This window comes from Streptomyces sp. NBC_00344, assembly GCF_036088315.1.
In the GTDB taxonomy this organism is placed as follows: Bacteria; Actinomycetota; Actinomycetes; order Streptomycetales; family Streptomycetaceae; genus Streptomyces.
On the sequence record NZ_CP107996.1, the window covers coordinates 3,772,488 to 3,793,333 of the forward strand.

At 69.2% G+C, this 20,846-nt stretch carries 20 protein-coding genes and 1 tRNA gene; 11 read left to right on the plus strand and 10 right to left on the minus strand.

Annotated features, from left to right (window positions below):
• Nucleotides 1-199: 199 nt before the first annotated feature.
• Nucleotides 200-958 (plus strand): SDR family oxidoreductase, encoded by a 759-nt coding sequence (locus OHS16_RS17030; protein WP_328538058.1) that lies wholly within the window; start codon nucleotides 200-202, stop codon nucleotides 956-958.
• A 163-nt stretch (nucleotides 959-1,121) separates the two neighbouring features.
• Here OHS16_RS17030 and OHS16_RS17035 read toward each other — a convergent pair whose 3' ends face one another.
• Both OHS16_RS17035 and phoU read right to left on the minus strand, forming a co-directional pair.
• Nucleotides 1,122-1,589: an SAM-dependent methyltransferase gene (locus OHS16_RS17035; RefSeq protein ID WP_328538059.1), complete on the minus strand. Its 468-nt coding sequence runs from the start codon at nucleotides 1,587-1,589 to the stop codon at nucleotides 1,122-1,124.
• Nucleotides 1,590-2,039: 450 nt separating this feature from the next.
• Nucleotides 2,040-2,720: a phosphate signaling complex protein PhoU gene (phoU, locus tag OHS16_RS17040; protein WP_328538060.1), complete on the minus strand. Its 681-nt coding sequence runs from the start codon at nucleotides 2,718-2,720 to the stop codon at nucleotides 2,040-2,042.
• Between the two features lie 212 nt (nucleotides 2,721-2,932).
• Between phoU and OHS16_RS17045 the strand changes: the two genes are divergently transcribed.
• Together OHS16_RS17045 and OHS16_RS17050 are read left to right on the plus strand one after the other, a co-directional pair.
• The gene (locus OHS16_RS17045) at nucleotides 2,933-4,225 is read left to right on the plus strand and encodes a sensor histidine kinase (RefSeq protein WP_328538061.1); all 1,293 of its coding nucleotides are present in this window, start codon (nucleotides 2,933-2,935) and stop codon (nucleotides 4,223-4,225) included.
• A complete protein-coding gene (locus OHS16_RS17050; RefSeq protein ID WP_328538062.1) occupies nucleotides 4,222-4,902 on the plus strand; it encodes a response regulator transcription factor in 681 nt (226 codons plus the stop codon). Before OHS16_RS17045 ends, OHS16_RS17050 begins: the two co-directional genes overlap by 4 nt.
• Before the next feature lie 78 nt (nucleotides 4,903-4,980).
• Here the strand turns inward: OHS16_RS17050 and OHS16_RS17055 are convergent, their stop codons facing one another.
• A complete protein-coding gene (locus OHS16_RS17055; RefSeq protein ID WP_328538063.1) occupies nucleotides 4,981-5,676 on the minus strand; it encodes a DUF461 domain-containing protein in 696 nt (231 codons plus the stop codon).
• A gap of 560 nt (nucleotides 5,677-6,236) precedes the next feature.
• Between OHS16_RS17055 and OHS16_RS17060 the strand changes: the two genes are divergently transcribed.
• The 7 genes from OHS16_RS17060 to OHS16_RS17090 all read left to right on the plus strand — a co-directional run bounded on the left by OHS16_RS17060 (nucleotide 6,237) and on the right by OHS16_RS17090 (nucleotide 13,302).
• Nucleotides 6,237-6,719 (plus strand): CarD family transcriptional regulator, encoded by a 483-nt coding sequence (locus OHS16_RS17060; RefSeq protein ID WP_006380568.1) that lies wholly within the window; start codon nucleotides 6,237-6,239, stop codon nucleotides 6,717-6,719.
• A 272-nt stretch (nucleotides 6,720-6,991) separates the two neighbouring features.
• Complete coding sequence (ispD, locus tag OHS16_RS17065) at nucleotides 6,992-7,738, plus strand: 2-C-methyl-D-erythritol 4-phosphate cytidylyltransferase (protein WP_443042773.1); 747 nt, start codon at nucleotides 6,992-6,994, stop codon at nucleotides 7,736-7,738.
• Nucleotides 7,728-8,249 carry a 2-C-methyl-D-erythritol 2,4-cyclodiphosphate synthase gene (gene ispF, locus OHS16_RS17070; RefSeq protein WP_328538065.1) on the plus strand — a complete coding sequence of 174 codons (522 nt, stop codon included), beginning with the start codon at nucleotides 7,728-7,730 and terminating at the stop codon, nucleotides 8,247-8,249. The genes ispD and ispF overlap by 11 nt, the downstream gene beginning before the upstream one ends.
• A gap of 56 nt (nucleotides 8,250-8,305) precedes the next feature.
• The gene (locus OHS16_RS17075) at nucleotides 8,306-8,710 is read left to right on the plus strand and encodes a PPOX class F420-dependent oxidoreductase (RefSeq protein WP_328538066.1); all 405 of its coding nucleotides are present in this window, start codon (nucleotides 8,306-8,308) and stop codon (nucleotides 8,708-8,710) included.
• A gap of 132 nt (nucleotides 8,711-8,842) precedes the next feature.
• Complete coding sequence (cysS, locus tag OHS16_RS17080) at nucleotides 8,843-10,243, plus strand: cysteine--tRNA ligase (protein WP_328538067.1); 1,401 nt, start codon at nucleotides 8,843-8,845, stop codon at nucleotides 10,241-10,243.
• A gap of 80 nt (nucleotides 10,244-10,323) precedes the next feature.
• A complete protein-coding gene (rlmB, locus tag OHS16_RS17085) occupies nucleotides 10,324-11,280 on the plus strand; it encodes a 23S rRNA (guanosine(2251)-2'-O)-methyltransferase RlmB (protein WP_328538068.1) in 957 nt (318 codons plus the stop codon).
• A gap of 471 nt (nucleotides 11,281-11,751) precedes the next feature.
• Nucleotides 11,752-13,302, plus strand: a complete 1,551-nt coding sequence (locus OHS16_RS17090) for a DoxX family membrane protein (protein WP_328538069.1) — start codon at nucleotides 11,752-11,754, stop codon at nucleotides 13,300-13,302.
• Nucleotides 13,303-13,420: 118 nt separating this feature from the next.
• Here OHS16_RS17090 and OHS16_RS17095 read toward each other — a convergent pair whose 3' ends face one another.
• From OHS16_RS17095 to OHS16_RS17105, 3 genes are all read right to left on the minus strand, one after another.
• Complete coding sequence (locus OHS16_RS17095; protein ID WP_328538070.1) at nucleotides 13,421-14,155, minus strand: nucleotidyltransferase family protein; 735 nt, start codon at nucleotides 14,153-14,155, stop codon at nucleotides 13,421-13,423.
• An 87-nt stretch (nucleotides 14,156-14,242) separates the two neighbouring features.
• On the minus strand, nucleotides 14,243-14,659 hold the full coding sequence (locus OHS16_RS17100) for a hypothetical protein (protein ID WP_328538071.1): 417 nt from the start codon (nucleotides 14,657-14,659) through the stop codon (nucleotides 14,243-14,245).
• A gap of 285 nt (nucleotides 14,660-14,944) precedes the next feature.
• Nucleotides 14,945-16,072, minus strand: a complete 1,128-nt coding sequence (locus OHS16_RS17105; protein WP_328538072.1) for an ABC transporter ATP-binding protein — start codon at nucleotides 16,070-16,072, stop codon at nucleotides 14,945-14,947.
• 179 nt (nucleotides 16,073-16,251) lie between these two features.
• On the opposite strand from OHS16_RS17105, the gene OHS16_RS17110 reads away from it, so the two are divergent.
• A tRNA-Thr gene (locus tag OHS16_RS17110) sits at nucleotides 16,252-16,326 on the plus strand.
• A gap of 44 nt (nucleotides 16,327-16,370) precedes the next feature.
• Here OHS16_RS17110 and OHS16_RS17115 read toward each other — a convergent pair.
• From OHS16_RS17115 to OHS16_RS17130, 4 genes are all read right to left on the minus strand, one after another.
• The gene (locus tag OHS16_RS17115) at nucleotides 16,371-17,768 is read right to left on the minus strand and encodes a tyrosine-type recombinase/integrase (RefSeq protein WP_328538073.1); all 1,398 of its coding nucleotides are present in this window, start codon (nucleotides 17,766-17,768) and stop codon (nucleotides 16,371-16,373) included.
• A 64-nt stretch (nucleotides 17,769-17,832) separates the two neighbouring features.
• Nucleotides 17,833-18,036, minus strand: coding sequence for a helix-turn-helix domain-containing protein (locus OHS16_RS17120; protein WP_328538074.1), 204 nt, complete (start codon nucleotides 18,034-18,036; stop codon nucleotides 17,833-17,835).
• Between the two features lie 460 nt (nucleotides 18,037-18,496).
• Nucleotides 18,497-19,972, minus strand: coding sequence for an ATP-binding protein (locus tag OHS16_RS17125; RefSeq protein ID WP_328538075.1), 1,476 nt, complete (start codon nucleotides 19,970-19,972; stop codon nucleotides 18,497-18,499).
• Nucleotides 19,965-20,825 (minus strand): bifunctional DNA primase/polymerase, encoded by an 861-nt coding sequence (locus OHS16_RS17130; RefSeq protein WP_328538076.1) that lies wholly within the window; start codon nucleotides 20,823-20,825, stop codon nucleotides 19,965-19,967. Before OHS16_RS17130 ends, OHS16_RS17125 begins: the two co-directional genes overlap by 8 nt.
• Between the last annotated feature and the right edge of the window lie 21 nt (nucleotides 20,826-20,846).

Below are 20,846 nucleotides of genomic sequence, written 5' to 3' on the forward strand. Positions count from 1 at the left end.
GATCCGGGCGCGGCGCGACTGCGGGTACCCGCTCGGACCTGTATCTATGGCAGCAGTCCAGATGGTGGGGGGGCACCCGAGCCTGGTACGGGCAGCAGACCCAGGAACAGCACGGCCCTGGGTGGCCGTCGCGATCGGCAGCACGGTGAAGGGCGTCAGCAGGACATACCCAGCACCACCACCTCAGGGAGCATGTCGCATGAGCTACGACAACCTAGGCCGTACCGCAGTCGTCACCGGAGCCGCCAGCGGCATGGGGGAGGCCACCGCCCGGCTACTCGCGGCGAACGGCGCCCGGGTGGCGCTGCTGGCCCGCCGCGCGGACCGGCTGGACGAGCTGGCTGAAAGCATCGCCGCAGCCGGCGGACAGGCGCTGGCCGTACCGGTCGACGTCACCGACGGCGCCTCCGTAGACGCGGCCGCCGACCGGATCCACCATGCGTACGGTCCTGTCGACCTGGTGGTGAACTCGGCCGGCGTCATGCTGCCCAACCCGGTCGACGACGGCCGGATCGACGAGTGGTCCCGCATGATCGACACCAATCTGACGGGTGCGCTGCGGATCATCCGCGCCTTCACAGCCGACCTCGTCGCCGCGGCGGCCGAGCGGCGGCCGGCCGATCTGGTCAACATCTCATCGAACGGCGCGCACGTGACATTCCCCCAGTACGCCGTGTACGGGGCGACCAAGGCCGCGCTCACCCACCTGTCGGCAACACTGCGCACCGAACTCGGCACGCGCGACGTCCGCGTCACCAACATCGAGCCAGGGCTGACCAGGACCGAGCTCGATCAACACCTCGACAACCCGGAGCTGTCATCACAACTCGGGGACATGTACGAGGCGATCGGCACCCTGGCGCCGGAGGATGTCGCCGACCTCATCGGGTATGTCGTCAGCCGACCCGCGCACGTCAACCTGCGCCAAGTGATCGTGCTGCCGAACCGGCAGGTGTGATCCGGCCGCGAGGCCGCACACGTGGGAGACAATGCCGTGCGGGCCGCCCCGCCGCTGGCAAGAGAATCCAGTCGGCACCCGCCCGGCTCGCGCAGCCGTCTGCTGCTGACCCTTGAAACGCCCCTGCCGGGCGAAGCGTTGAACTTCGCCCCCGGGCCCCTGCCTACGGCTGGAAGTACTCCGACATCAGGCCGCTCACCCATTCCGGCTGCGTGATGTTCACGGGACAGAACTCCGCCATGGCCGGCTTCAGGTCGATGACCGGGGTGCCCGAGACCGCGTCGAGGCCCACCACCGTCAATGCGCGGCCGTGGACGGATTCGATGGCGCAGCACGTCACCCCGATGCGGTTCGGTCTGCGGGGGCCGCGGCCGGCGAACACGCCAACGGACGGGAGGTCGGAGCGGCCGCGGTAAGGGCGGGGTTCGCGGTAGTCGTCGTGTTCCGGGAACTGGTCGAAGATGAAGAGGACCTCCACGTGGGAGAAGCCCTCCAGCCCCTGGAGGCATGCCTCGCCGAAGCGCTCGTCGATGGTGATCGTGCTGCGGACGGCACCCCAGTTGTCCGTGTGCTGGACATCCGTCCGCTCGTTCCGGACCGTACCTATCGGTGTGATCTCGAAGCTCGGCATGGCCAGAGGCTATCCCCGCCGCGCCCATACCAGCGGCGAGGCTCTGGACGCCGCCCTCCTACGGCCTTGTGGCGACCGGTATGCCGCCCGTCGACCGGTCCGGCCGAGAAGAAGTAACCCTCATGACCTGGTGAGGGCCCCGTCCGCCGGTTTCCACCGGTGCACGGGACCCCTCCCGGCCGTACGGATCGCTGTACGGATCCCTCAGTGACAGCCGCCGCACTGACACGGCGCTCCCGACTGGCATCCGCATCCGCAGCCCGAGCCGCAGCCGCAGGCGGCGAGGACGCGCAGATGGTGCACCTGGACAGGGGCCTTCGGCTGGGGTTCGGTGACGGGGGAATCTGCCATGGGTTCCTCCTGATCGGCATACGAGGGCGTGCTGCCTGCGCCCATCCCATACCCAGCCCGGCGGGGCGCATCAACGGCGCACACGCGCAGACGCGCCGTTCACGCCCCCTCGACCGACGCCGGAGCCGCCTGGAGTTCGTCGGCGTGCTCGCCGGTGACCAGGTACACCACGCGCTTGGCCACCGAGACCGCGTGGTCGGCGAACCGCTCGTAGTAGCGGCCGAGCAGGGTCACGTCGACCGCCGTCTCGATGCCGTGCTTCCAGCGGTCGTCCATCAGATGCTGGAAGAGGGAGCGGTGCAGCAGGTCCATCGCGTCGTCGTCGTTCTCCAGCTGGAGCGCGAGGTCGACGTCCTTGGTGATGATGACCTCTGCCGCCTTCACCATCAGCCGCTGCGCCAGCTGCCCCATCTCCAGGATGGTCGCGTGCAGATCGTGCGGCACCGCCCGCTCGGGGTAACGGAGCCTGGTCAGTTTGGCGACATGCTGGGCCAGGTCCCCCGAGCGCTCAAGGTCGGCGCTCATCCGCAGTGAGGTGACCACGATCCGCAGATCGGTGGCGACCGGCTGCTGGCGGGCCAGCAGCGCGATGGCCCGCGCCTCCAGCTCGTGCTGGAGGTCGTCGACCCTCTGGTCGGCGGCGATCACGCTCTCGGCGAGTTTCAGATCGGAGTCGAGGATCGCGGTCGTGGCCCGGCCGATCGCCGATCCGACGAGCCGGGCCATCTCGACCAGGCCCTCGCCGATCGAGTCCAGTTCCTCGTGGTACGCGTCCCTCATCGATGTCCCTCTCTTCGTACAGCCGGCACAGCGGCGGCCGACACAGCCTGAGGTCTCTGACCCCCACGCTCCCACGGTGCGGCCGTCACGCGTCCGTTTCCGTCATGCCAGGTGAACCGGTCCTATCCCCTCGGTGAACTCTGGGCGACGAACGTTCGAGCAGACACTCTTATGGCTGGGGAAGTGCCGGCCGGCCCGCATAACCTTGAGGCATGGACGTGAACGCGGCGGTCGCCGCAGCAAGCGCGATCGCCGGGCTGTGCACCGGTGTGATCGCCATGCTGGCGTTCCGCTGGAGCGAACGCGACCAGGCTCGCCCCACCCGCACCTCACTGCACACCGATGATGTGCTGCCGCCCGGAGTCGACACCGTTCTCTCCGTGCTGAGCTCATCGGCCGTGGTGCTCGACGAGAGCGACTCGGTGGTCAAGGCGAGCTCGGCCGCGTATGCGCTGGGCCTGGTCAGGGGCGGGAAACTGGCCGTCGAGCCCATGCTGAACATGGCCCGCGACACCCGCAGGGACGGTGAGATCCGCCAGGTCGAGCTGGACCTTCCGCGCAGGGGCACCGGGCGCGGCGAGGCCCTGGCGGTCTCCGCCCGGGTCGCGCCGCTGGGATCCAGGCTGGTGCTGCTGCTCGTCGAGGACCTCACGGAGGCGCGCCGTATCGAGGCGGTGCGGCGCGACTTCGTCGCCAATGTCAGCCATGAGCTCAAGACCCCGGTCGGAGCCCTCTCACTGCTTTCCGAGGCGGTCATGGGGGCCAACGAGGACCCCGAGGCGGTGACCCGTTTCGCCGGCCGGATGCAGATCGAGGCCACCCGGCTCACCAATCTGGTCCAAGAGCTGATAGATCTCTCACGGGTCCAGAACGACGACCCGCTGGAGGACGCCGAGCCGGTCAGGGTGGACGTCCTGGCCGCCGAGGCCATCGACCGCTGCCGCCACCAGGCAGGAACCAAGCAGATCAGCATGACCGCGGGCGGCACCGCAGGCCTCTACGTATGGGGAAACCGGAGCCAGCTCGCCGCAGCGCTGGGCAATCTCGTCGAGAATGCCGTCAACTACTCACAGGACCGCACCCGGGTCGGTATCGCCGCACGGCGGGTCGCCGCACCCGGCGGGGACCTCATCGAGATCGCCGTGACCGACCAGGGACTCGGGATCTCGGAGAAGGACCGCGAGCGGGTCTTCGAGCGCTTCTACCGTGTCGACCCGGCCCGCTCCCGGGCCACCGGCGGCACCGGACTCGGCCTCGCCATCGTCAAACACGTGGCCGCCTCGCACGGCGGGGAGGTCACGGTGTGGAGCTCGGAGGGACAGGGCTCCACTTTCACCCTGCGCCTGCCGGAAGCCGGTGCCGCGACCCACCGCGCCGGCCGCCCGGATCAAGAACGCCCCGACCGCCAGGATCAAGAACCGGACGCCGTCGACCCCGACGACGACCAGCCGTACGAGACCTTCCTTACTCCTGATCCCATTCCTGCCCCGGAGGTCCTTCCGTGACCCGAGTGCTCGTCGTCGAGGATGAGGAATCCTTCAGCGACGCCCTGTCCTACATGCTCCGCAAGGAAGGCTTCGAGGTCGCGATCGCGGCCACGGGCCCCGATGGGCTCGACGAGTTCGAGCGCAACGGCGCCGATCTCGTGCTGCTCGACCTGATGCTGCCCGGGCTGCCCGGCACCGAGGTCTGCCGCCAGCTGCGTGGGCGCTCCAATGTCCCGGTGATCATGGTGACCGCCAAGGACAGCGAGATCGACAAGGTGGTCGGCCTGGAAATAGGAGCCGACGACTACGTGACCAAGCCCTTCTCCTCACGCGAACTCGTCGCCCGTATCCGCGCCGTGCTGCGGCGCAGGGGTGAGCCGGAGGAGGTCTCACCGGCCGCCCTCGAGGCCGGCCCGGTCCGGATGGACGTGGACCGTCATGTGGTCACGGTCTCCGGCGCCAAGGTCGATCTGCCGCTCAAGGAGTTCGACCTGCTGGAGATGCTGCTGCGCAACGCGGGCCGGGTGCTGACCCGGATGCAGCTGATCGACCGGGTCTGGGGCGCGGACTACGTCGGTGACACCAAGACCCTCGACGTCCACGTGAAGCGGCTGCGCGCCAAGGTGGAGCCGGACCCGGGGGCGCCCCGGTACCTGGTCACGGTGCGCGGTCTGGGCTACAAGTTCGAGCCGTAGACAGGCTGTGCATACGGAGGTGCCCCCGCCGGATGTCCGGCGGGGGCACCTCGCTGTACGGGTGTCAGCTGCTCCGGCCTAGGCGCTCGGCGAGCCGGACGGGGACGGCGAACCGGAAGGGGTCGCCGCGCCGGAAGGGGTGGCGGTGCCCGAAGGGGTGGCGGTGCCGGACGGCGTGGCCGAACCCGGCTGCGACCGGCTCACCGAAGGCCTGGGCTTGGGCGTCGCGGGCAGGGCGCTCGGGCCGTAGCCGCTGAAGTAGCTGGTCGCCGGGACGACGTAGGCGAGCAGCGCGACCTGGCCGGTGTCGCTGAAGTTGAAGACCAGCCGCTGGGCGTTGCCGTCCGTCGCCGCAGCGCGGCCCTGGGCGATCACCGCTGAGGGGTGGTTCCTGCCCCCGATGAGGATCGATCCGTGTGCGGGGACCACGAGCGGTCCGGCGCCCTTGGCGGGGGAGAGCTTCACCGGCGAGCCGGAGCCCGTCACGTGGACGCTGTCCAGCGTCTGGCTCTTCGAGCCGTTGTTGAAGACCGTGGCGGTGATGACGGCCGGGCCAGGAGCGCCGCTCTTCGGCTGGGTGATCACCGTTGCGTTCTGGACCTTGATGTCACCCACGGTCGCGGCGGCGTTGTCCGGCTTGACCTCGAGCGACTGGGCGTTGTTGCCGGCGCCACAGGCGGACAGGGCGGCGACCGAGACCACGATGGCAGAAGCGGCGATGGCGCCACGCCGAAGGCGGGGGGCACCCCCGGACGGCGTTTGGGGGAGGCTCACGGCTGCGGCAACTCCTAGGACGTTACGGACAGGAGGGCTGGAACAGGGCCGCGTGCAGCTGCCCCGAGGGTGTGTCAGCGCGCTCAGGTTACCGAGCCGTCCCGATGGCCCCGCACCCGACCCGCCCCATGCGGGGGTTCCGGTCCTGCCTGCCGGCCGGCCCGGTGCTTCATGAACCGTTCGCATATCACCGGTGATCAATTCTCCGGGCCGCCACGCATTCCTTACGGAAAACACTCTTCCGGCGCACAGTGATCAATTCCGGATTGCGTCCGTATGAGTGATCGAAGATCGAACGGCGGTGGCGAAGTTCACCGTTTCGAATGCGGCAAATCGGGACGTTCAACCCCTCGGGGAGGGGTCGGGATCGTTGTAACGTACGCGTTTCTTCCCGCCCGTAGAGCTGCTCCCACCTGCGAATACCGCGTTCCGGAAGCCTTCCGCAGCACGTTCGTGTTGCTGTTGTCAAGCCCCGAGATATGCCCTGACCTGCGAAAACACCATTCAGTAGAAGCTGTATCCGTGTTACCCTGGATAGCCACGGAAGGGGTACCTGTCACATGACGTTCAAGGTTGGCGACACCGTGGTCTATCCCCATCACGGGGCCGCGCTGATCGAGGCTATCGAAACTCGCCAGATCAAAGGCGTGGACAAGACCTACTTGGTGCTCAAGGTCGCCCAGGGCGACCTGACTGTTCGTGTGCCGGCGGACAATGCGGAGTTCGTAGGCGTACGCGACGTGGTTGGTCAGGAAGGGCTGGACCGGGTCTTCGAGGTGCTTCGTGCACCGTATGCAGAAGAACCCACCAACTGGTCCCGCCGCTACAAGGCAAATCTCGAGAAGCTCGCATCCGGCGATGTCATCAAGGTCGCCGAGGTGGTTCGCGACCTGTGGCGCCGTGAGCGTGAGCGTGGACTGTCCGCAGGTGAGAAGCGCATGCTCGCCAAGGCCCGCCAGATCCTGGTGAGCGAGCTCGCTCTTGCGGAGAACACCAACGAGGACAAGGCCGAGGCTCTGCTCGACGAGGTCCTCGCGTCCTGACGTATTGATGCCGTGGTGCCCGATGACCACATGGATCACTTCCATGTGCCGCCGGGCGCTGCGGCATGTTGCGCTCCTGAATTCCCCGGTCTTCCGGAGGTAATTCTCCCGGAGCGGTACTTGGTGTGCCGGGCCCGGGATGCTGACTCGACCAGTCGTCACGGAAGGGGCCGGTCAAGGCGTCGCGCCCGGCACTCCCCCAACCTGCGGTCGGGGGCACCCCCAGGCCATACCCACGTCGGCTGAGGACACAAACCCTGAACGCGCAACCGATCTCAGATACCCCCGTGCAGCGGGACACCAGCACCACCGCAGCGGTGATTCCCGCCGCCGGACGCGGCGTACGGCTGGGCCCCGGAGCACCCAAGGCGCTCCGCACCCTGAACGGGACGCCCATGCTGATCCACGCCGTACGCGCCATGGCTGCCTCCCGGTCCGTGTCGCTGGTGGTCGTGGTGGCTCCGCCGGACGGAGCTGCCGAGGTCGCGTCGCTCGTCGACGAGTTCCAGCTGCCCACCGGTACCGAGGTCCTCGTCGTCCCCGGCGGTGAGACGCGCCAGCAGTCCGTGGCACTGGGCATCGCGGTGCTCCCCGCGAGCGTCACCACCGTGCTGGTGCATGACGCCGCACGGCCGCTGGTCCCGGTGGAGACAGTGGACGCGGTGATCGAGACGGTACGCAACGGAGCTGCCGCCGTCGTCCCCGCGGTACCGCTCGCCGACACCGTCAAGCAGGTCGATCCCAGGCCGGACGGCGGACCCGAACCGGTCGTCGCCACCCCGGAACGCGCCAGGCTGCGCGCCGTGCAGACCCCGCAGGGCTTCGACCGGGAACTGCTCGCCCGGGCGCACGCCACGGTGACCGGCGATGTCACCGACGACGCGAGCATGGTCGAACAGCTCGGAGTGCAGGTAGTCGTGGTCCCCGGACACGAAGAGGCGTTCAAGGTGACCAGGCCGCTCGACCTGGTACTGGCCGAGGCAGTTCTCGCCCGCAGGAGGGCCAACCATGGCTTCTGAGCCGCAGACCCCGGCGGCCGTACGGACCCCGCCGCTTCCCCAGGTCGGGATCGGCACCGACATCCACGCCTTCGAGGAAGGCCGGGAGCTGTGGTGTGCCGGGCTGCGCTGGGAGGGGGAGGGCCCTGGACTCGCCGGGCACTCCGACGCGGACGTGGTCGCCCACGCCGCCTGCAACGCGCTGTTCTCGGCAGCCGGACTGGGCGACCTCGGAGCCCACTTCGGCACCGGCCGCCCCGAGTGGTCCGGAGCCTCCGGGCTGACCCTGCTCACCGAGGCGGCCCGGATCGTCCGCTCCGAGGGCTTCGTCATCGGCAACGTCGCCGTCCAGGTGATCGGGCAGCGGCCGAAGATCGGCAGGCGCAGGGAAGAGGCACAGCAGGTCCTCTCCGCGGCTGCGGGCGCCCCGGTGTCGGTCTCCGCGGCCACCACCGACGGGCTCGGCTTCACCGGCAGGGGCGAAGGACTCGCGGCGATGGCAACTGCGCTGGTCGTGCGGGCGGAGCAGTGAATAACGGGTAGGGATGGAGAGCAACCGCCACACCCCACTACCCCGGAGGACAACCCGTGTCTGCGGCGCTCAGCGACAAAGTCAAAGAACTGCTCGACGGTCCCGTCTTCGTCAACATCGCCACCATCCAGCCCGACGGCAGCCCGCAGGTCTCACCGGTCTGGGTGAAACACGACGGCGACGACGTGCTGATCTCGACGACCCGGGGCCGTCGCAAGGAGAGGAACCTGAGCCGCGACCCCCGGGTCACCGTGCTGCTGCAGCCTTTCGAACAGCCCTACGCCTACGCCGAGATCCGCGGCACCGCCACGCTCACCACCGAAGGCGGCCAGGAGCTCATCGACGAGCTGTCGCTGAAGTACACCGGCAAGCACTACGCGGAGTTCAACCCGGATTCCGGCCAGGACGCCGAGCGAGTGGTCGTCCGTATCACTCCGCGCAAGGTCGTCGGCCGCCTCTGAAGCCGGTCCTGGCCCCGCCCGGGCCCCTCGGCGCCCGGGCGGGGCCCGGCGAGGGCACTGTTGCGTCACACTTGGAGGCCCCGTGGCCGAAAGGGTCACGGGGCACTGGTATGGGACCACTACCCTGGTGTCGTGACTATTCGTCTGTACGACACCAGCGCCCGGAAGATCCGTGACTTCGTGCCGCTCACAGCGGGCTGTGTCTCGATCTACCTGTGCGGTGCCACGGTGCAGGCGGCCCCGCACATCGGACACATCAGGTCGGGGCTGAATTTCGACATCATGCGCCGCTGGTTCACCTACCGCGGCTACGACGTCACCTTCATCCGGAACGTCACGGACATCGACGACAAGATCATCTGGAAGTCGGCGGAGCAGAACCGCCCCTGGTGGTCGATCGGCTACGAGAACGAGCGGGCCTTCAACAGCGGTTACGACGTCCTCGGCTGCCTGCCGCCCAGCTACGAGCCGCGTGCCACCGGCCACATCACCGAGATGATCGAGATGATGCGCGGCCTCATCGAGCGCGGCCACGCCTACGAGGCAGACGGCAACGTCTACTTCGACGTGCGTTCGTACGACGGCTATCTGCAGCTCTCCAACCAGGATCTCGACGACCTGCGCCAGCCCGCCGAGGAAGGCGCGAGCGGCAAGCGCGACCCCCGCGACTTCGCCCTGTGGAAGTCCGTGAAGCCCGGTGAGCCCTCCTGGGAGACCCCGTGGGGCCGCGGCCGTCCCGGCTGGCACCTGGAGTGCTCGGCGATGGCCCACAAGTACCTGGGCGGCGCCTTCGACATCCACGGTGGCGGGATCGATCTGATCTTCCCGCACCACGAGAACGAGATCGCGCAGTCCAAGGCGTACGGCGACGACTTCGCGATGTACTGGATGCACAACGCCTGGGTCACCCTGAGCGGCGAGAAGATGTCGAAGTCCCTGGGCAACTCGGTGCTCATCTCCGAGATGGTCAAGGAGTGGCGGCCCATCGTCCTGCGCTACTACCTCGGCACCCCGCACTACCGGTCGATGATCGAGTACAGCGAGGAGGCGCTGCGCGAGGCCGAGTCCGCCTTCGCGCGGATCGAGGGCTTCATGCAGCGGGTGGTCGAGAAGGCCGGGGGCGCGGTCGCGCCCGCGGACGAGGTGCCCCTCGCGTTCGCCGAGGCGATGGACGACGACATGGGAGTGCCGCAGGCCCTCGCGATCGTCCATACGACGGTCCGGCAGGGCAATTCCGCGCTCGCGGCCGACGACAAGGAAGAGGCCGTCGCCCGGCTCGCCGAGGTACGCGCGATGCTCGGCGTTCTCGGCCTCGACCCGCTCGACGCACAATGGGCGGGCGGCGGGGAGCACGGCGAGGACCTCCACGGCGCGGTCGACACACTCGTACGCCTGGTCCTCGAACAGCGCGAGGCTGCCAGGGCCCGCAAGGACTGGGCCACCGCCGACGGCATCCGCGACCAGCTCCAGCAGTCCGGCCTGGTCATCGAGGACGGCCCGAGCGGTCCGCGCTGGACACTCGGACCGCGGTGAGCGTCGGGCCGCTTTTGGCGGCACACTTTTCCATACGAACGTACTTCGAATGTACTGAGCAGCAACGAAACAGGTAGGTCATGGCCGGGAACAGCCAGCGCAGGAACCGCCGCACGTCCAACAAGAAGGGCGCGCAGGTCGGCAGCGGGGGCCAGCGACGCCGCGGCCTCGAAGGAAAGGGCCCCACGCCGCCCGCTTCCGAACGCAAGGGACACAAGAAGAACCGGATCGCCGGGGCCCAGGCCAGGCAGGCCGCGGCCCGCCGCCCGGCGCCCCGCCGCGGCGGGGCCAAGGGCACGTCCGAGATGGTCGTCGGCCGCAATCCGGTCTACGAGGCGCTGCGCGACGGCGTCCCCGCGGTCACCCTGTACGTCCAGCAGTACATCGACAACGACGAGCGGGTGCGTGAAGCGCTCCAGCTGGCCGGGCAGCGCGGCAACATCAACCTGATGGAGGCCCCGCGCCCGGAGCTCGACCGGATGACGAACGGCCTGAACCACCAGGGCCTCGTCCTCCAGGTCCCGCCGTACGAGTACGCGCACCCCGAGGACCTCACCTCCGCCGCGTACGACGCCAACGAGGAACCGCTGATCGTCGCGCTCGACGGTGTGACCGACCCGCGCAACCTGGGGGCCATCGTCCGTTCGGTCTCCGCTTTCGGCGGCCACGGTGTGGTCGTGCCGGAACGCCGCGCGGCCGGGATGACGGCCGGTGCCTGGAAGTCGTCCGCGGGCACCGCCGCCCGTACCCCCGTCTCCCGGGTCACCAACCTCACCCGGGCGCTGGAGAGCTACCAGAAGGCCGGGATCACGGTCGTCGGCCTGGCTGCGGACGGCGAACACGAGGTCCAGGACCTGGAGGCGCTGGGCGGCCCCGTCGTCATCGTGATCGGCAGCGAGGGCAAGGGCCTGGGCCGCCTGGTCGGCGAGACCTGTGACTACCGGGTGCGGATTCCGATGCCGGGCGGCGCCGAATCCCTCAACGCCGGTGTCGCCGCGGGCATCGTGCTGTACGAGGCGGCCCGCCGGCGCGCCTGATCCGCGTCCTGTCCGGAGGGCCTGTTCGCTCGGGCCCTCCGGACTTTTTTTCGCGCCGGTCCGCACCGGCCCCGTGCCATCCGGCGGATGATGCCGGCCGGGCCCATGTGCCGCTCACACGGACCGAGTTGAGCGGATTCCTCGGAGCGGTCCGCGCGCCACTACGGTGCGAAAGCCTCTGCGGAACCCATGGGGAAACCGGCGCCGGAGGGGTGCTGGACCGGCGCTCAACCGGTGCTGCCCAAGCCGTTTTCCGTACCTAACCCGGCCGCCGGGCGCGGCGTTTTCCCGCACCGTCCCCGCTGGTGATGCCGGCGGCGGCTCGGCTGTTGTGACTGGTGGGAGCCCCGTGGCTGATCGGAAGGGGCGCGGCTGCGGCGCCGTCGCGCCCCTTCCACGCCCGGCTGTTGACGGGTCGCGGACAGATCCGACACGTCAAGGCAGTGTCCTAAGCCACCGTCACTCGGTTAGATGAGCGTGGACACCAGAACACCCGGGTTCGACGATCTGCCGGCGCTGAGCATGGTCAAGGTACCGTGCGATCCCGCGCAGGTCATCGTCAACCACGCCAGCTTCCGGGTGCAGCTCGCACCGAACTCGACACCACGGCTGACCGGTTCGGCCAGGGCGGACCGCGCCAGGGTCGGCGCGGGCGCCTCGGGAGCGCGCCGCAGGGCGCCCGTCGTATGGAGCGGCAGGTCCGCCCCGGACGACACCGGGGCGATCCGACTGCTGCAAGCCGTGCGCAACTCCGGTGTGCAGGAGGCCGGTTACGACGCGGACCACCGGACCGGGGCCACCCAGGTCATCCCGCGCATCGAGGAGCAGGGCGCGCCTCCCTACGGCACACGGCCCAACGCACCGCTGGTGCCGCGGATGCGCGAGGCCGTGGGCGCGTACGACGAGCGCGAACCCTTCGCGGACGAGGAGTTCGCGGCCGACGAGCCGTACGACGGCGACAGCCTGCCGCGTCAGAACGCCGCCGATGCCGTCCGCCACGCCTACTACCCCGGCCGCCGGATGAACCTCGGCGTGGTGCTGCTTCCGCTCCGGGTGTTCCTCGGATTCATCTCCGTCTACGCCGGCATGGGCAAACTCTGCGATCCCGTCTACTTCGACGGCGGCGAACGCGGCTCCATGGTCAAGTGGCTGCATTCGCTGCACCCGTGGGCACTCGCCGGCCCGCTCCGGGACTTCGCGCTCTCGCACCCGGTCGGCGCCGGGCTCACCATCGCGTTCCTCCAGGTCGTCGTCGGAGTGCTCACCGTGCTCGGCCTCTGGCAGCGGGTCGCCGCGGCCTTCGGCGCGCTGCTCTCCGTCGCCCTCCTCGTGACGGTGAGCTGGCGGGCCGTGCCGGTGTACGACACGCCGGACATCATCTTCCTGGCCGCCTGGTCCCCGCTGATCATCGCCGGAGCTCCCGTCTACTCGATCGACGGACGCCTCGCGGGCGAGGCCTGGCGCAGGCTCGGCCCGCGCTCCGAACTGTGGGACCTGCGGCGCAGGGTGCTGCGCCGGGGCGCGGTCGTCGCCTCCCTCGTGGTCGGTCTCACGCTCCTGGTCGGCTCGCTGCTCGGCGGCGCCGTGCGCTCCGCCGAGGTCGTGACCGTACCGGGGCCGGACGCCGATCCCACCAACCGGCTGCCCGGCAGGTCGCTGCACCATGAGCCCGGCTCTTCGGGCAGCCCCTCCCGGCGTGCGCACAAGACCCCCGCACCCTCGGCGAGCACATCGGCCCCGCCGTCGACCACCCCGTCGGCGCCGGGCACCGTGCGGGAGACCGCCACCGTCGGCACCGGGGGCGGACAGCCCAGCCAGACCCAGGGCACCGCACAGCAGCCGCCCTCCCAGCAGCAGCGGCAGGCCCCGCCGCCGCCCGCCGCCAGCAGCTCGGGTCCGTCCTCGTCGGGCGGCACGACCGGCGGCAGCTCCGGCGGCGGCGCCTCGTCCGGTGGCGGCAACGGCGGCGGTTCGACCGGCGGCGGCGCCAACAGAAACCCGATCGGCGGCCTGCTCGGCTGACACCTGGGCCAGCACACGGAACGACGGAGGGGCGGCCGCACTCAGCGGCCGCCCCTCCGTGCGGTCCCGGTCCCCGGCCCGTCCGCGGGTAGTACCGCCCCGGGTGGTCCGCAGGGTTTCAGACGGCCCCGCCGAGCTCCCTCGCCGCCTCGGTGAGATCCTTCGCGGTGTCGATGGCCCGCCAGTACGCCCCGTTCGGCAGCGGGAAGCCGGCCAGCCTGCGCTCCCTGGCCAGCCGGGGGAAGGTGGACCGCTCATGGTCACCGCGGTCCGGCAGCAGCGCCGTGAAGGCGGCGGAGAAGACGTAGACGCCCGCGTTGATGAGATACGGCGACGGCGGCGACTCGATGAAGTCGAGGACATGCCCGAACTCGTCGGTCTCCACGGCGCCCCAGGGAATCCTGGGACGGGCCAGCGCCAGGGTGGCGGTCGCATCGCGCTCGGCGTGGAAGGCAGCCATGTCGCGCAGTGAGAAGCGCGTCCAGATGTCGCCGTTGGTGGCGTACCAGGGGCGGTCGGCGTTCGGCAGGTGCGCGGCCGCGTACTTGAGGCCGCCGCCGCGTCCCAGTGGCTCGGGCTCGACGACGGTGGTGACCCGCAGGGGGAGTTCGGCGGAGTCCAGCCACTCCTGGAGCACTTCGGCGAGGTGGCCGCAGGAGATCACCGCGTCGGTCACGCCCTCGGCGGCGAGCCAGGCAAGCTGATGGCCGATGATCGGCGTCCCGGTGCCCGGGATCTCGACCATCGGCTTGGGGCGGTCGTCGGTGTACGGGCGCAGCCGGGAACCCTGGCCGCCCGCCAGGACCACGGCCTGCGTGGGCAGTACGTGCGCTTGAGGATCAGCGGTCGTCATGAGGCGCACCCTATGCGGCGCGCCTCCGGCGTACGTGGCCAGGCCCGTCGGCGGGTGCCTGGCCCGGTGCACCCGCCGGTGTATGTCTCAGTGCGTGTGGGCGACCCCGTAGGCGAAGGAGGTGTCACAGACCGGGCGCGAGTACGACTGGGCGCGGGTGGGTCCGTAACGCTCGACGGCGGCGCGGCCCAGCGCACGGGCGATCGCCATGCAGTGGCCCGCGAGTGAGGGGCGGCCCTCGATCTCACGCTGGAGGTCGGTGAGGGCGACTCCCGGGTCCTTCTCCGACAGCTCGTCGAGGAGCTTGTCGCGCAGAATGTCCTGCGGGGTACGGGGCTTGGCGCGCACCGACACCTCCTTGGACGACGCGGTGAGGATCTGCGAGCCGGTGGAGGATGTGCCTGCCCACGGGACGCGGGTGACCGCGAGCGTCCCGGAGAGAACCAGGACGACGGGCAGGACAAAGGCGAGGGTTCGGCCGATACGGCGGGCTGTGTGGGTCACGGAGGCGAGCGTAGCGGTCGGTCAGGACATGGCGACACTCAGTCACCCTTGCGGGGGATGGTTCGAGTTCTCTTTTCGAATCACGTGTTGACGCGGCCGCAGTCAAATGCCGGTTCTGCCGGGGTATTTGCGGAACACGTACAGCGGCCCCGTCTCTCCGGGGAAGGGAGATACGGGGCCGCTGCGGACGCTACGGGGCTCCATTCCTGACGGCGGTGACCCTGCCGGCAGTGGTCCTGAAGCCGGTGGTCCAAACGTCAGGGGTTGTGATCAGTGCTCGTGACGTCAGTCGCTGAGCCGCTCGCCGGTCGAGGTGGCGAAGACGTGGATCTCGCCCGCACGCGGAACGACGTGCAGCTTGCTGCCCTTGTCGGGCACCCGGCGGCCGTTGACGCGGACGACGAGGTCCTTGTGTGCGCCGCTGACCTCGGCGGAGCCATAGACGAACGCGTCGGCGCCGAGCTCCTCGACGACGTTGACGGAGACGGCCATGCCGGCCGGGGCGTCCTTGGTCAGCGTCTTGGCGGTGGTGTCGTCGTGCTCGACGACGTCGAAGTGCTCCGGGCGGACGCCGACCGTGACGGTCGTGTCGCCGCGGTCGGACGCGGCCGACAGCGCCTCACGGGAGACCGGGACGACGCTGTTGCCGAACTTCACACCGCCGTCGGTGATCGGGACCTCGACCAGGTTCATGGCCGGCGAGCCGATGAAGCCGGCGACGAAGAGGTTGGCGGGGCGGTCGTACATGTTGCGCGGCGAGTCGATCTGCTGGAGCAGACCGTCCTTCAGCACGACCACCCGGTCACCCATGGTCATGGCCTCGACCTGGTCGTGGGTGACGTACACGGTGGTGATGCCGAGGCGGCGCTGCAGCGAGGCGATCTGCGTACGGGTGGAGACGCGGAGCTTGGCGTCGAGGTTCGACAGCGGCTCGTCCATGAGGAAGACCTGCGGCTCGCGGACGATCGCACGGCCCATCGCGACACGCTGGCGCTGACCACCGGAGAGCGCCTTCGGCTTGCGGTCCAGGTACTCGCTGAGGTCGAGGATCTTCGCGGCCTCTTCGACCTTGGCGCGGATCTCGGACTTGTTGACACCGGCGATCTTGAGGGCGAAGCCCATGTTGTCCGCGACGGTCATGTGCGGGTACAGCGCGTAGTTCTGGAACACCATCGCGATGTCCCGGTCCTTCGGCGGCAGGTGCGTGACGTCACGGTCACCGATGCGGATCGCGCCGCCGTTGACGTCCTCAAGACCCGCGAGCATGCGCAGGGAGGTCGACTTGCCGCAGCCGGACGGGCCGACGAGAACGAGGAACTCGCCGTCCTCGACCTCGATCTCCAGCGCGTCTACGGCGGGCTTGGTGGAGCCCGGGTATATCCGGGTCGCCTTGTCGAACGAAACAGTTGCCATGATCGCGTGCTCCTTCACCGGCAGGAACGTGCCGGACGATCCGAGTAAGGGAGTGGTGTAGTCCACACGAGTGAACTGCGACGAGACGCTACCTGGCCGTTTGCGGTATGTCAGTAGTTCAGGGTGGGGAAAATTTCCGAGCGAAGCACGCTTCCGGTCCGGTTAGACTGCTCCAGCACGCCTCCTTAGCTCAGTCCGGCCAGAGCAACGCACTTGTAATGCGTAGGTCGTCGGTTCGAATCCGACAGGAGGCTCTGTGAAAGCCCAGGTCAGATGTCTCTGACCTGGGCTTTCGTCGTCACAGGATGCGGCGGCGCCGCCGGGCGCGGGCCGCGCGGTGGTCCCTAGTCTCAGTTTTAGTCTCAGTCGCGGGCTCAGACACCGGTTCCGGGGATGGCAGGAAGGCGTCTCCCATGCGGCGCATGGCGTCCTTCGAGAGATGAGAGCGGCCCTTTACGTAGCGGCGCGTCTGACTGATCTGGGTGTGCCGAAGGATCTCCATGATCGTAGGCATGTCCACCCCCAGCTCATTCAGGATCGTGCCCGCAGTGTGGCGGCTCCCGTCGTAGAGGCGACGGTCACCGATGCCCGCCTCCGCCAGCAGCTCCTTGAACTCTCCCCAGTCATCGCGGGGGTCGATGGGGCGTCCATCGGGCCGCGTGAACACGGCCTGGTGCTCCTGCCAGAGTTCGCCGGCCGCCTCCCGCAGTTCGTCCTGCTGTGCCTTGTGTGCGATCAGATAGGGGATGAACGCGGGCGGGATCGGCACGGGGTTCGTGCTCTTCTTCGTCTTGGGGCGGGTGAAGGCCAGGCCCCCGCCCTTGCGGCCCGGGCAGATGCTCGCGTGCTTGACGCACGTAGCACTGCACGGCTTCGGGCAACCGCGCTTGTACCCCTTGTGGGTGGCGCAGTCCGGCGGGCAGGGCTCGAAGCGGTGCAGGCGCGCCCCACAGGCGTGCGCGTCACCGCAGCCGTGCCGCCAGGTGAGCCGCTGAAGCTGCCACCGGGGGTGGAACAGCTCCGCCTGTAGGTCGACGTAGGGCCACCGGAGTCCCAGGGTCTCACCCTGCCGGAACCCCATGCCGACGCCGACGATCCACCGCATAAACGTGGGCCGCTTGGCCGCCGCTTTCAGGAAGGCTTTCGCCTCTTCCTGGGTGAAGGGGTTTGCCTCGGTCTCGTCGATGCTGGGCGGGTCGACCAGGGTGGCGACGTTCTCGCCGATCATCCGGCGGCGGTGGGCAATCTTCAGGGCCCGCGACAGGATGCGGTGCACCTTGACCACGTGGGACGGGGCGCGCCCAGCATCGAGCATGGCCCGGTACATCTGCTCAAGGTGCTCCGGGGCGAGCTTGTCGATGCGGTGCTTCCCCACGCCGGGAACGATGTCATTGCGAGTCTTGGACCAGTAGTCATCCAGCGACCTGGGCTTGAGCTTCAGGCTCGCGATATCGGTCAGGTAGGTCTCCATCCACTGGCCAACCGTGGGCTTGCGGCCCGCTTTGGTCGCGCGCCCCTCGTCACGGAGCTTCTCCAGCTCACGGACCTTTCGGCGCACCGCAGGCTCCGTACGGGCCATGCGGTGCCGGCGGTCGGGGCTCCCGTCGGGCAGTACGCCCATGGTGACACGGCCGTGCCACCAGCCGTCATCGCCGAAGTAGATGGTGGATTCCAGGTTCGACTTGCGGGGGCTCATCTGTTCCTCCATGCGAAAGGCGCCCCGAGCGCAGTGCTCAGGGCGCCTTTGGTGCGGGCTGTGGTCAGTTGGGCAGCGTGGCGAGGCTCTCCACGTACGCCTCGATGTCCGCACGTCGAATCCGGCGCGTGCGGCCCAACTTGATGTACTTCAGGGAGCCTTCGGCCATCAGCTCGTAAACGGTGGAGCGGCCGATGGCGAGGGCTTCGGCCGCTTCCTCGGGCTTGTACAGGAGTCGGTCGATCGGGGCGGCAATCGCGGTGCTCATCCGGGGTGCCTCCAGGGCAGTTGGCGTTGCCTCAAGGGGATGTACGAGCAGGTCCGAGGCCGGAGTCTGTCCGAGGCTCGGATTTCTGCGTCACCCGCGCCATCAGCGTCATTTGGTGCTCTGACCTGCGGTTTTGGGTGACAGGGCGGATTGGCCCTGCGTCACCGCCGCGTCATCGGTTGCGTCACCGGGTGACGCAGGTGACGCAGGATGACGCAGAGAAAGCCGTCTGCGTCACCGCTGTTGTCGCAGGTCAGCAGCCGTTTTCCGGAGCGGATGACGCGGGTGACGCAGCGTCTTCCTTCTTAGGACAAAGAAGGGGGCTGCCTGTTGTAGTTGGGTGCGCCTTACAGAGCGAAGAACGAGCCGCTGCGCGGCGCGACCTGGGGGCGGCGTTCCGCCGAACAGCAAGAGGAGCACGTGCTCCTCTTGCCGTTCGCTTGAGCCTGCGGATCGCGGGTCAGAACGCCCGCGACTGTTCGTGCGGGGCCGGGGGGAGAGTGCGGGTCATTTCGAGGTAGCGGCCCGCCTTGGTACGCCCCGCGTCGACGACGACACGGCGAGCCGCAAGGGTGGGCTGGAGGCGCTTGAGGCGGTCCGAGAGGACTTTGCCGGTGGTCGGCCATCCCTTGGGCAGGGGACGGCAACCCTCGTTGCTGTAGAGGCTGCTGAGGCAGGCAAGCCACTCGGTCGACGTCATCCGCTGCGCCGTGCCCGGTTCGATGGTCTCGGCGTGCAGAAGGACGGTCTGCGCGAGGAGGTCACCTTCGATCACGTCGTCGTTCAGGTCGTCCAGACTCGCCCGGTACGCGGGAAGCGCCCCGAGCCCGGTTGCTGCGTCGAACTGCGCGCACAGGTGGGCGAAGTCCGCCATCCTCAGGTCGGTAGGGGTCTCGGCCTCCACGGCGCGGACCTTGACCGTGAGGTCCAGGAGCGAGCCGAGGACCACGGGTAGCACTTCTGCGTAGTCAGCCCAGAGTTCGGCCTCGGTGCGTCGGACGCGGGGCCGCTCCAATCGCAGCGGTAGGAGCCGGTCCGCCAGGTCGGGGCGGATGACACCGACGTCGATGCCGGTGAGAAGCAGGGGCCGGCGGTAGCCGACGCGGAACACGTCCCCGTCGGTGAACAGGGCCCGCTTGACGCTCTCGGCGCCGGTGACGATGCAGCACATCGCGTCGGACAGGTCCGGTGTGACGTGGGAGAGGTTGTCCAGGGCGGTGACCCATCCCGCCGCTACGGCCGCGATCAGGCTTTCCTCATCCTTCGGTGCCCGGCGCAGGTCACCGCTCATGCCCTCGATGATTCTGGTGAGCATCCGGCCTCCGGTGGACTTGCCCGCTCCCTGCGGTCCGGTGAGGAACGGCGCGGGGACCGGCACCGAGGGCCCGAGGCAGCCGATCAGCCACACGATGGCCAGGCACTCGGTTTCCGCGTTGGCGAAGTTGCACAGCCGCATCAGCAGGTCGATGCCCTTGCCGTCGGTGTCCTTGATGGGAAGGGGCAGTTCGCCGGTGAGCTGCGTGCGCCGCCAGCAAACCTCGTGGGGGTCGGGGGTGAGGATGTCCCAGCCGGTGGGGTGGATGCGGACGGACTGCCCGTCGTCGCGTCCCAGGTCCAGCCACGTCGCCCCGTCGAAGCCGGGGGCCACGCGGATATGGACCGGCTGGACGGTCTCGGTCAGTGCGAGTGCTTCGATCAAGTCCAGTGCCTCCTTGATGGCGGACCCGTTGAATGCGCCGCGACCGTCCCTGTACAGGCCGACCATGAGTTCCTGGCGGTGGCTGCCGGTGGTGCCCTGGGAGCGGATCGGTCGGGCGACGGGGTGGCCGTTCTTCTGCGCGTACACGGTCCCGTCAGCGGTACGGAAGTACCGGAAGTGCTCCTGCGCGTAGTCCGCGATGACCTCGCGGGCGGGCGTCTTGTCGTCCTCAGACATGGCTCAGTCCCAACGTGGTCAGGGCGTTGGTCCACGCATCGGCGCAGTGCCGGGGCGATTCGCCCTTGGCCTGCGCGGCGGTGAACAGCCGCGCGGTGTGCGTCTCAGTGAGGCAGCCGCACCGGCCGTGCGTGGACAGCACCGCGAGGAACGTCCGGTAGACGGTGGCGTGCACCGCCTCACGTGCCTCGGTGATGCGCTGCTCCGCCATAGCGATCCCACGATCCAGATAGGTGGGCGTGCGGTGAGGGCACGCACCCCTGCCCATGGCGGGCACCGTGACGGATACCGTGCGGGCCGGGGCTGGCTCCCTCACGGTCAAGGCGCGCACGACGTCCGGCAAGGCCGTCATGGGTCCGGTGCCGGGGCCGAGCCACCGGGCATAGGCCATGGTCGACTTGATGTCGACGCCGGGGCGTACGCCGTTGGCGCCCTGCATGGCGCCCCGGTAGAGCCAGTGCTCGCCACGGGTCGTCCGGACGGTCCGCGTGGCGGGCAGGGTCGCACAAGCCCACGCGATGGCTTCCGCGTTGTCCAGGTCCACGACAGTGAGGCCAGCGCCGCCAGGGTGGTAGGCCACGCCCGCCGCTTCCCGCCACGCTCGCACCCACGGCGTCGAGTTGAGGACGTTCGGGTCGGTGGTGGCGGCGGCCCAGCCGTGGCACGGGCTCGGGCAGGTGCAGGGTCCGGGGGTCTTCATGTTCGGGCGGCCACCGCAGGCGTTCTTGGTGCAGGCCGGGCAGTTCCCGAACGGCACCTTCCCCGCTCGTAACGGCAGCACCGGCACCCCGGAGGCTGCGAGGGAGAGCGCGGTGGGCGGGTGGTCTCGCCGAATGTCGGTCGGTTGGGTCATGCTGGAGGTCTCCAGTTCGTT

What these genes read in the sequence shown, in the direction of transcription:
- OHS16_RS17030 (WP_328538058.1), top strand. Translation starts at nt 200, where the DNA reads ATGAGCTACGACAACCTAGGCCGTACCGCAGTCGTCACCGGAGCCGCC.
- OHS16_RS17035 (WP_328538059.1), bottom strand. Translation starts at nt 1,589, where the DNA reads ATGCCGAGCTTCGAGATCACACCGATAGGTACGGTCCGGAACGAGCGG.
- phoU (WP_328538060.1), bottom strand. Translation starts at nt 2,720, where the DNA reads ATGAGGGACGCGTACCACGAGGAACTGGACTCGATCGGCGAGGGCCTG.
- OHS16_RS17045 (WP_328538061.1), top strand. Translation starts at nt 2,933, where the DNA reads ATGGACGTGAACGCGGCGGTCGCCGCAGCAAGCGCGATCGCCGGGCTG.
- OHS16_RS17060 (WP_006380568.1), top strand. Translation starts at nt 6,237, where the DNA reads ATGACGTTCAAGGTTGGCGACACCGTGGTCTATCCCCATCACGGGGCC.
- ispF (WP_328538065.1), top strand. Translation starts at nt 7,728, where the DNA reads ATGGCTTCTGAGCCGCAGACCCCGGCGGCCGTACGGACCCCGCCGCTT.
- rlmB (WP_328538068.1), top strand. Translation starts at nt 10,324, where the DNA reads ATGGCCGGGAACAGCCAGCGCAGGAACCGCCGCACGTCCAACAAGAAG.
- OHS16_RS17090 (WP_328538069.1), top strand. Translation starts at nt 11,752, where the DNA reads ATGAGCGTGGACACCAGAACACCCGGGTTCGACGATCTGCCGGCGCTG.
- OHS16_RS17095 (WP_328538070.1), bottom strand. Translation starts at nt 14,155, where the DNA reads ATGACGACCGCTGATCCTCAAGCGCACGTACTGCCCACGCAGGCCGTG.
- OHS16_RS17105 (WP_328538072.1), bottom strand. Translation starts at nt 16,072, where the DNA reads ATGGCAACTGTTTCGTTCGACAAGGCGACCCGGATATACCCGGGCTCC.
- OHS16_RS17115 (WP_328538073.1), bottom strand. Translation starts at nt 17,768, where the DNA reads ATGAGCCCCCGCAAGTCGAACCTGGAATCCACCATCTACTTCGGCGAT.
- OHS16_RS17120 (WP_328538074.1), bottom strand. Translation starts at nt 18,036, where the DNA reads ATGAGCACCGCGATTGCCGCCCCGATCGACCGACTCCTGTACAAGCCC.
- OHS16_RS17125 (WP_328538075.1), bottom strand. Translation starts at nt 19,972, where the DNA reads ATGTCTGAGGACGACAAGACGCCCGCCCGCGAGGTCATCGCGGACTAC.
- OHS16_RS17130 (WP_328538076.1), bottom strand. Translation starts at nt 20,825, where the DNA reads ATGACCCAACCGACCGACATTCGGCGAGACCACCCGCCCACCGCGCTC.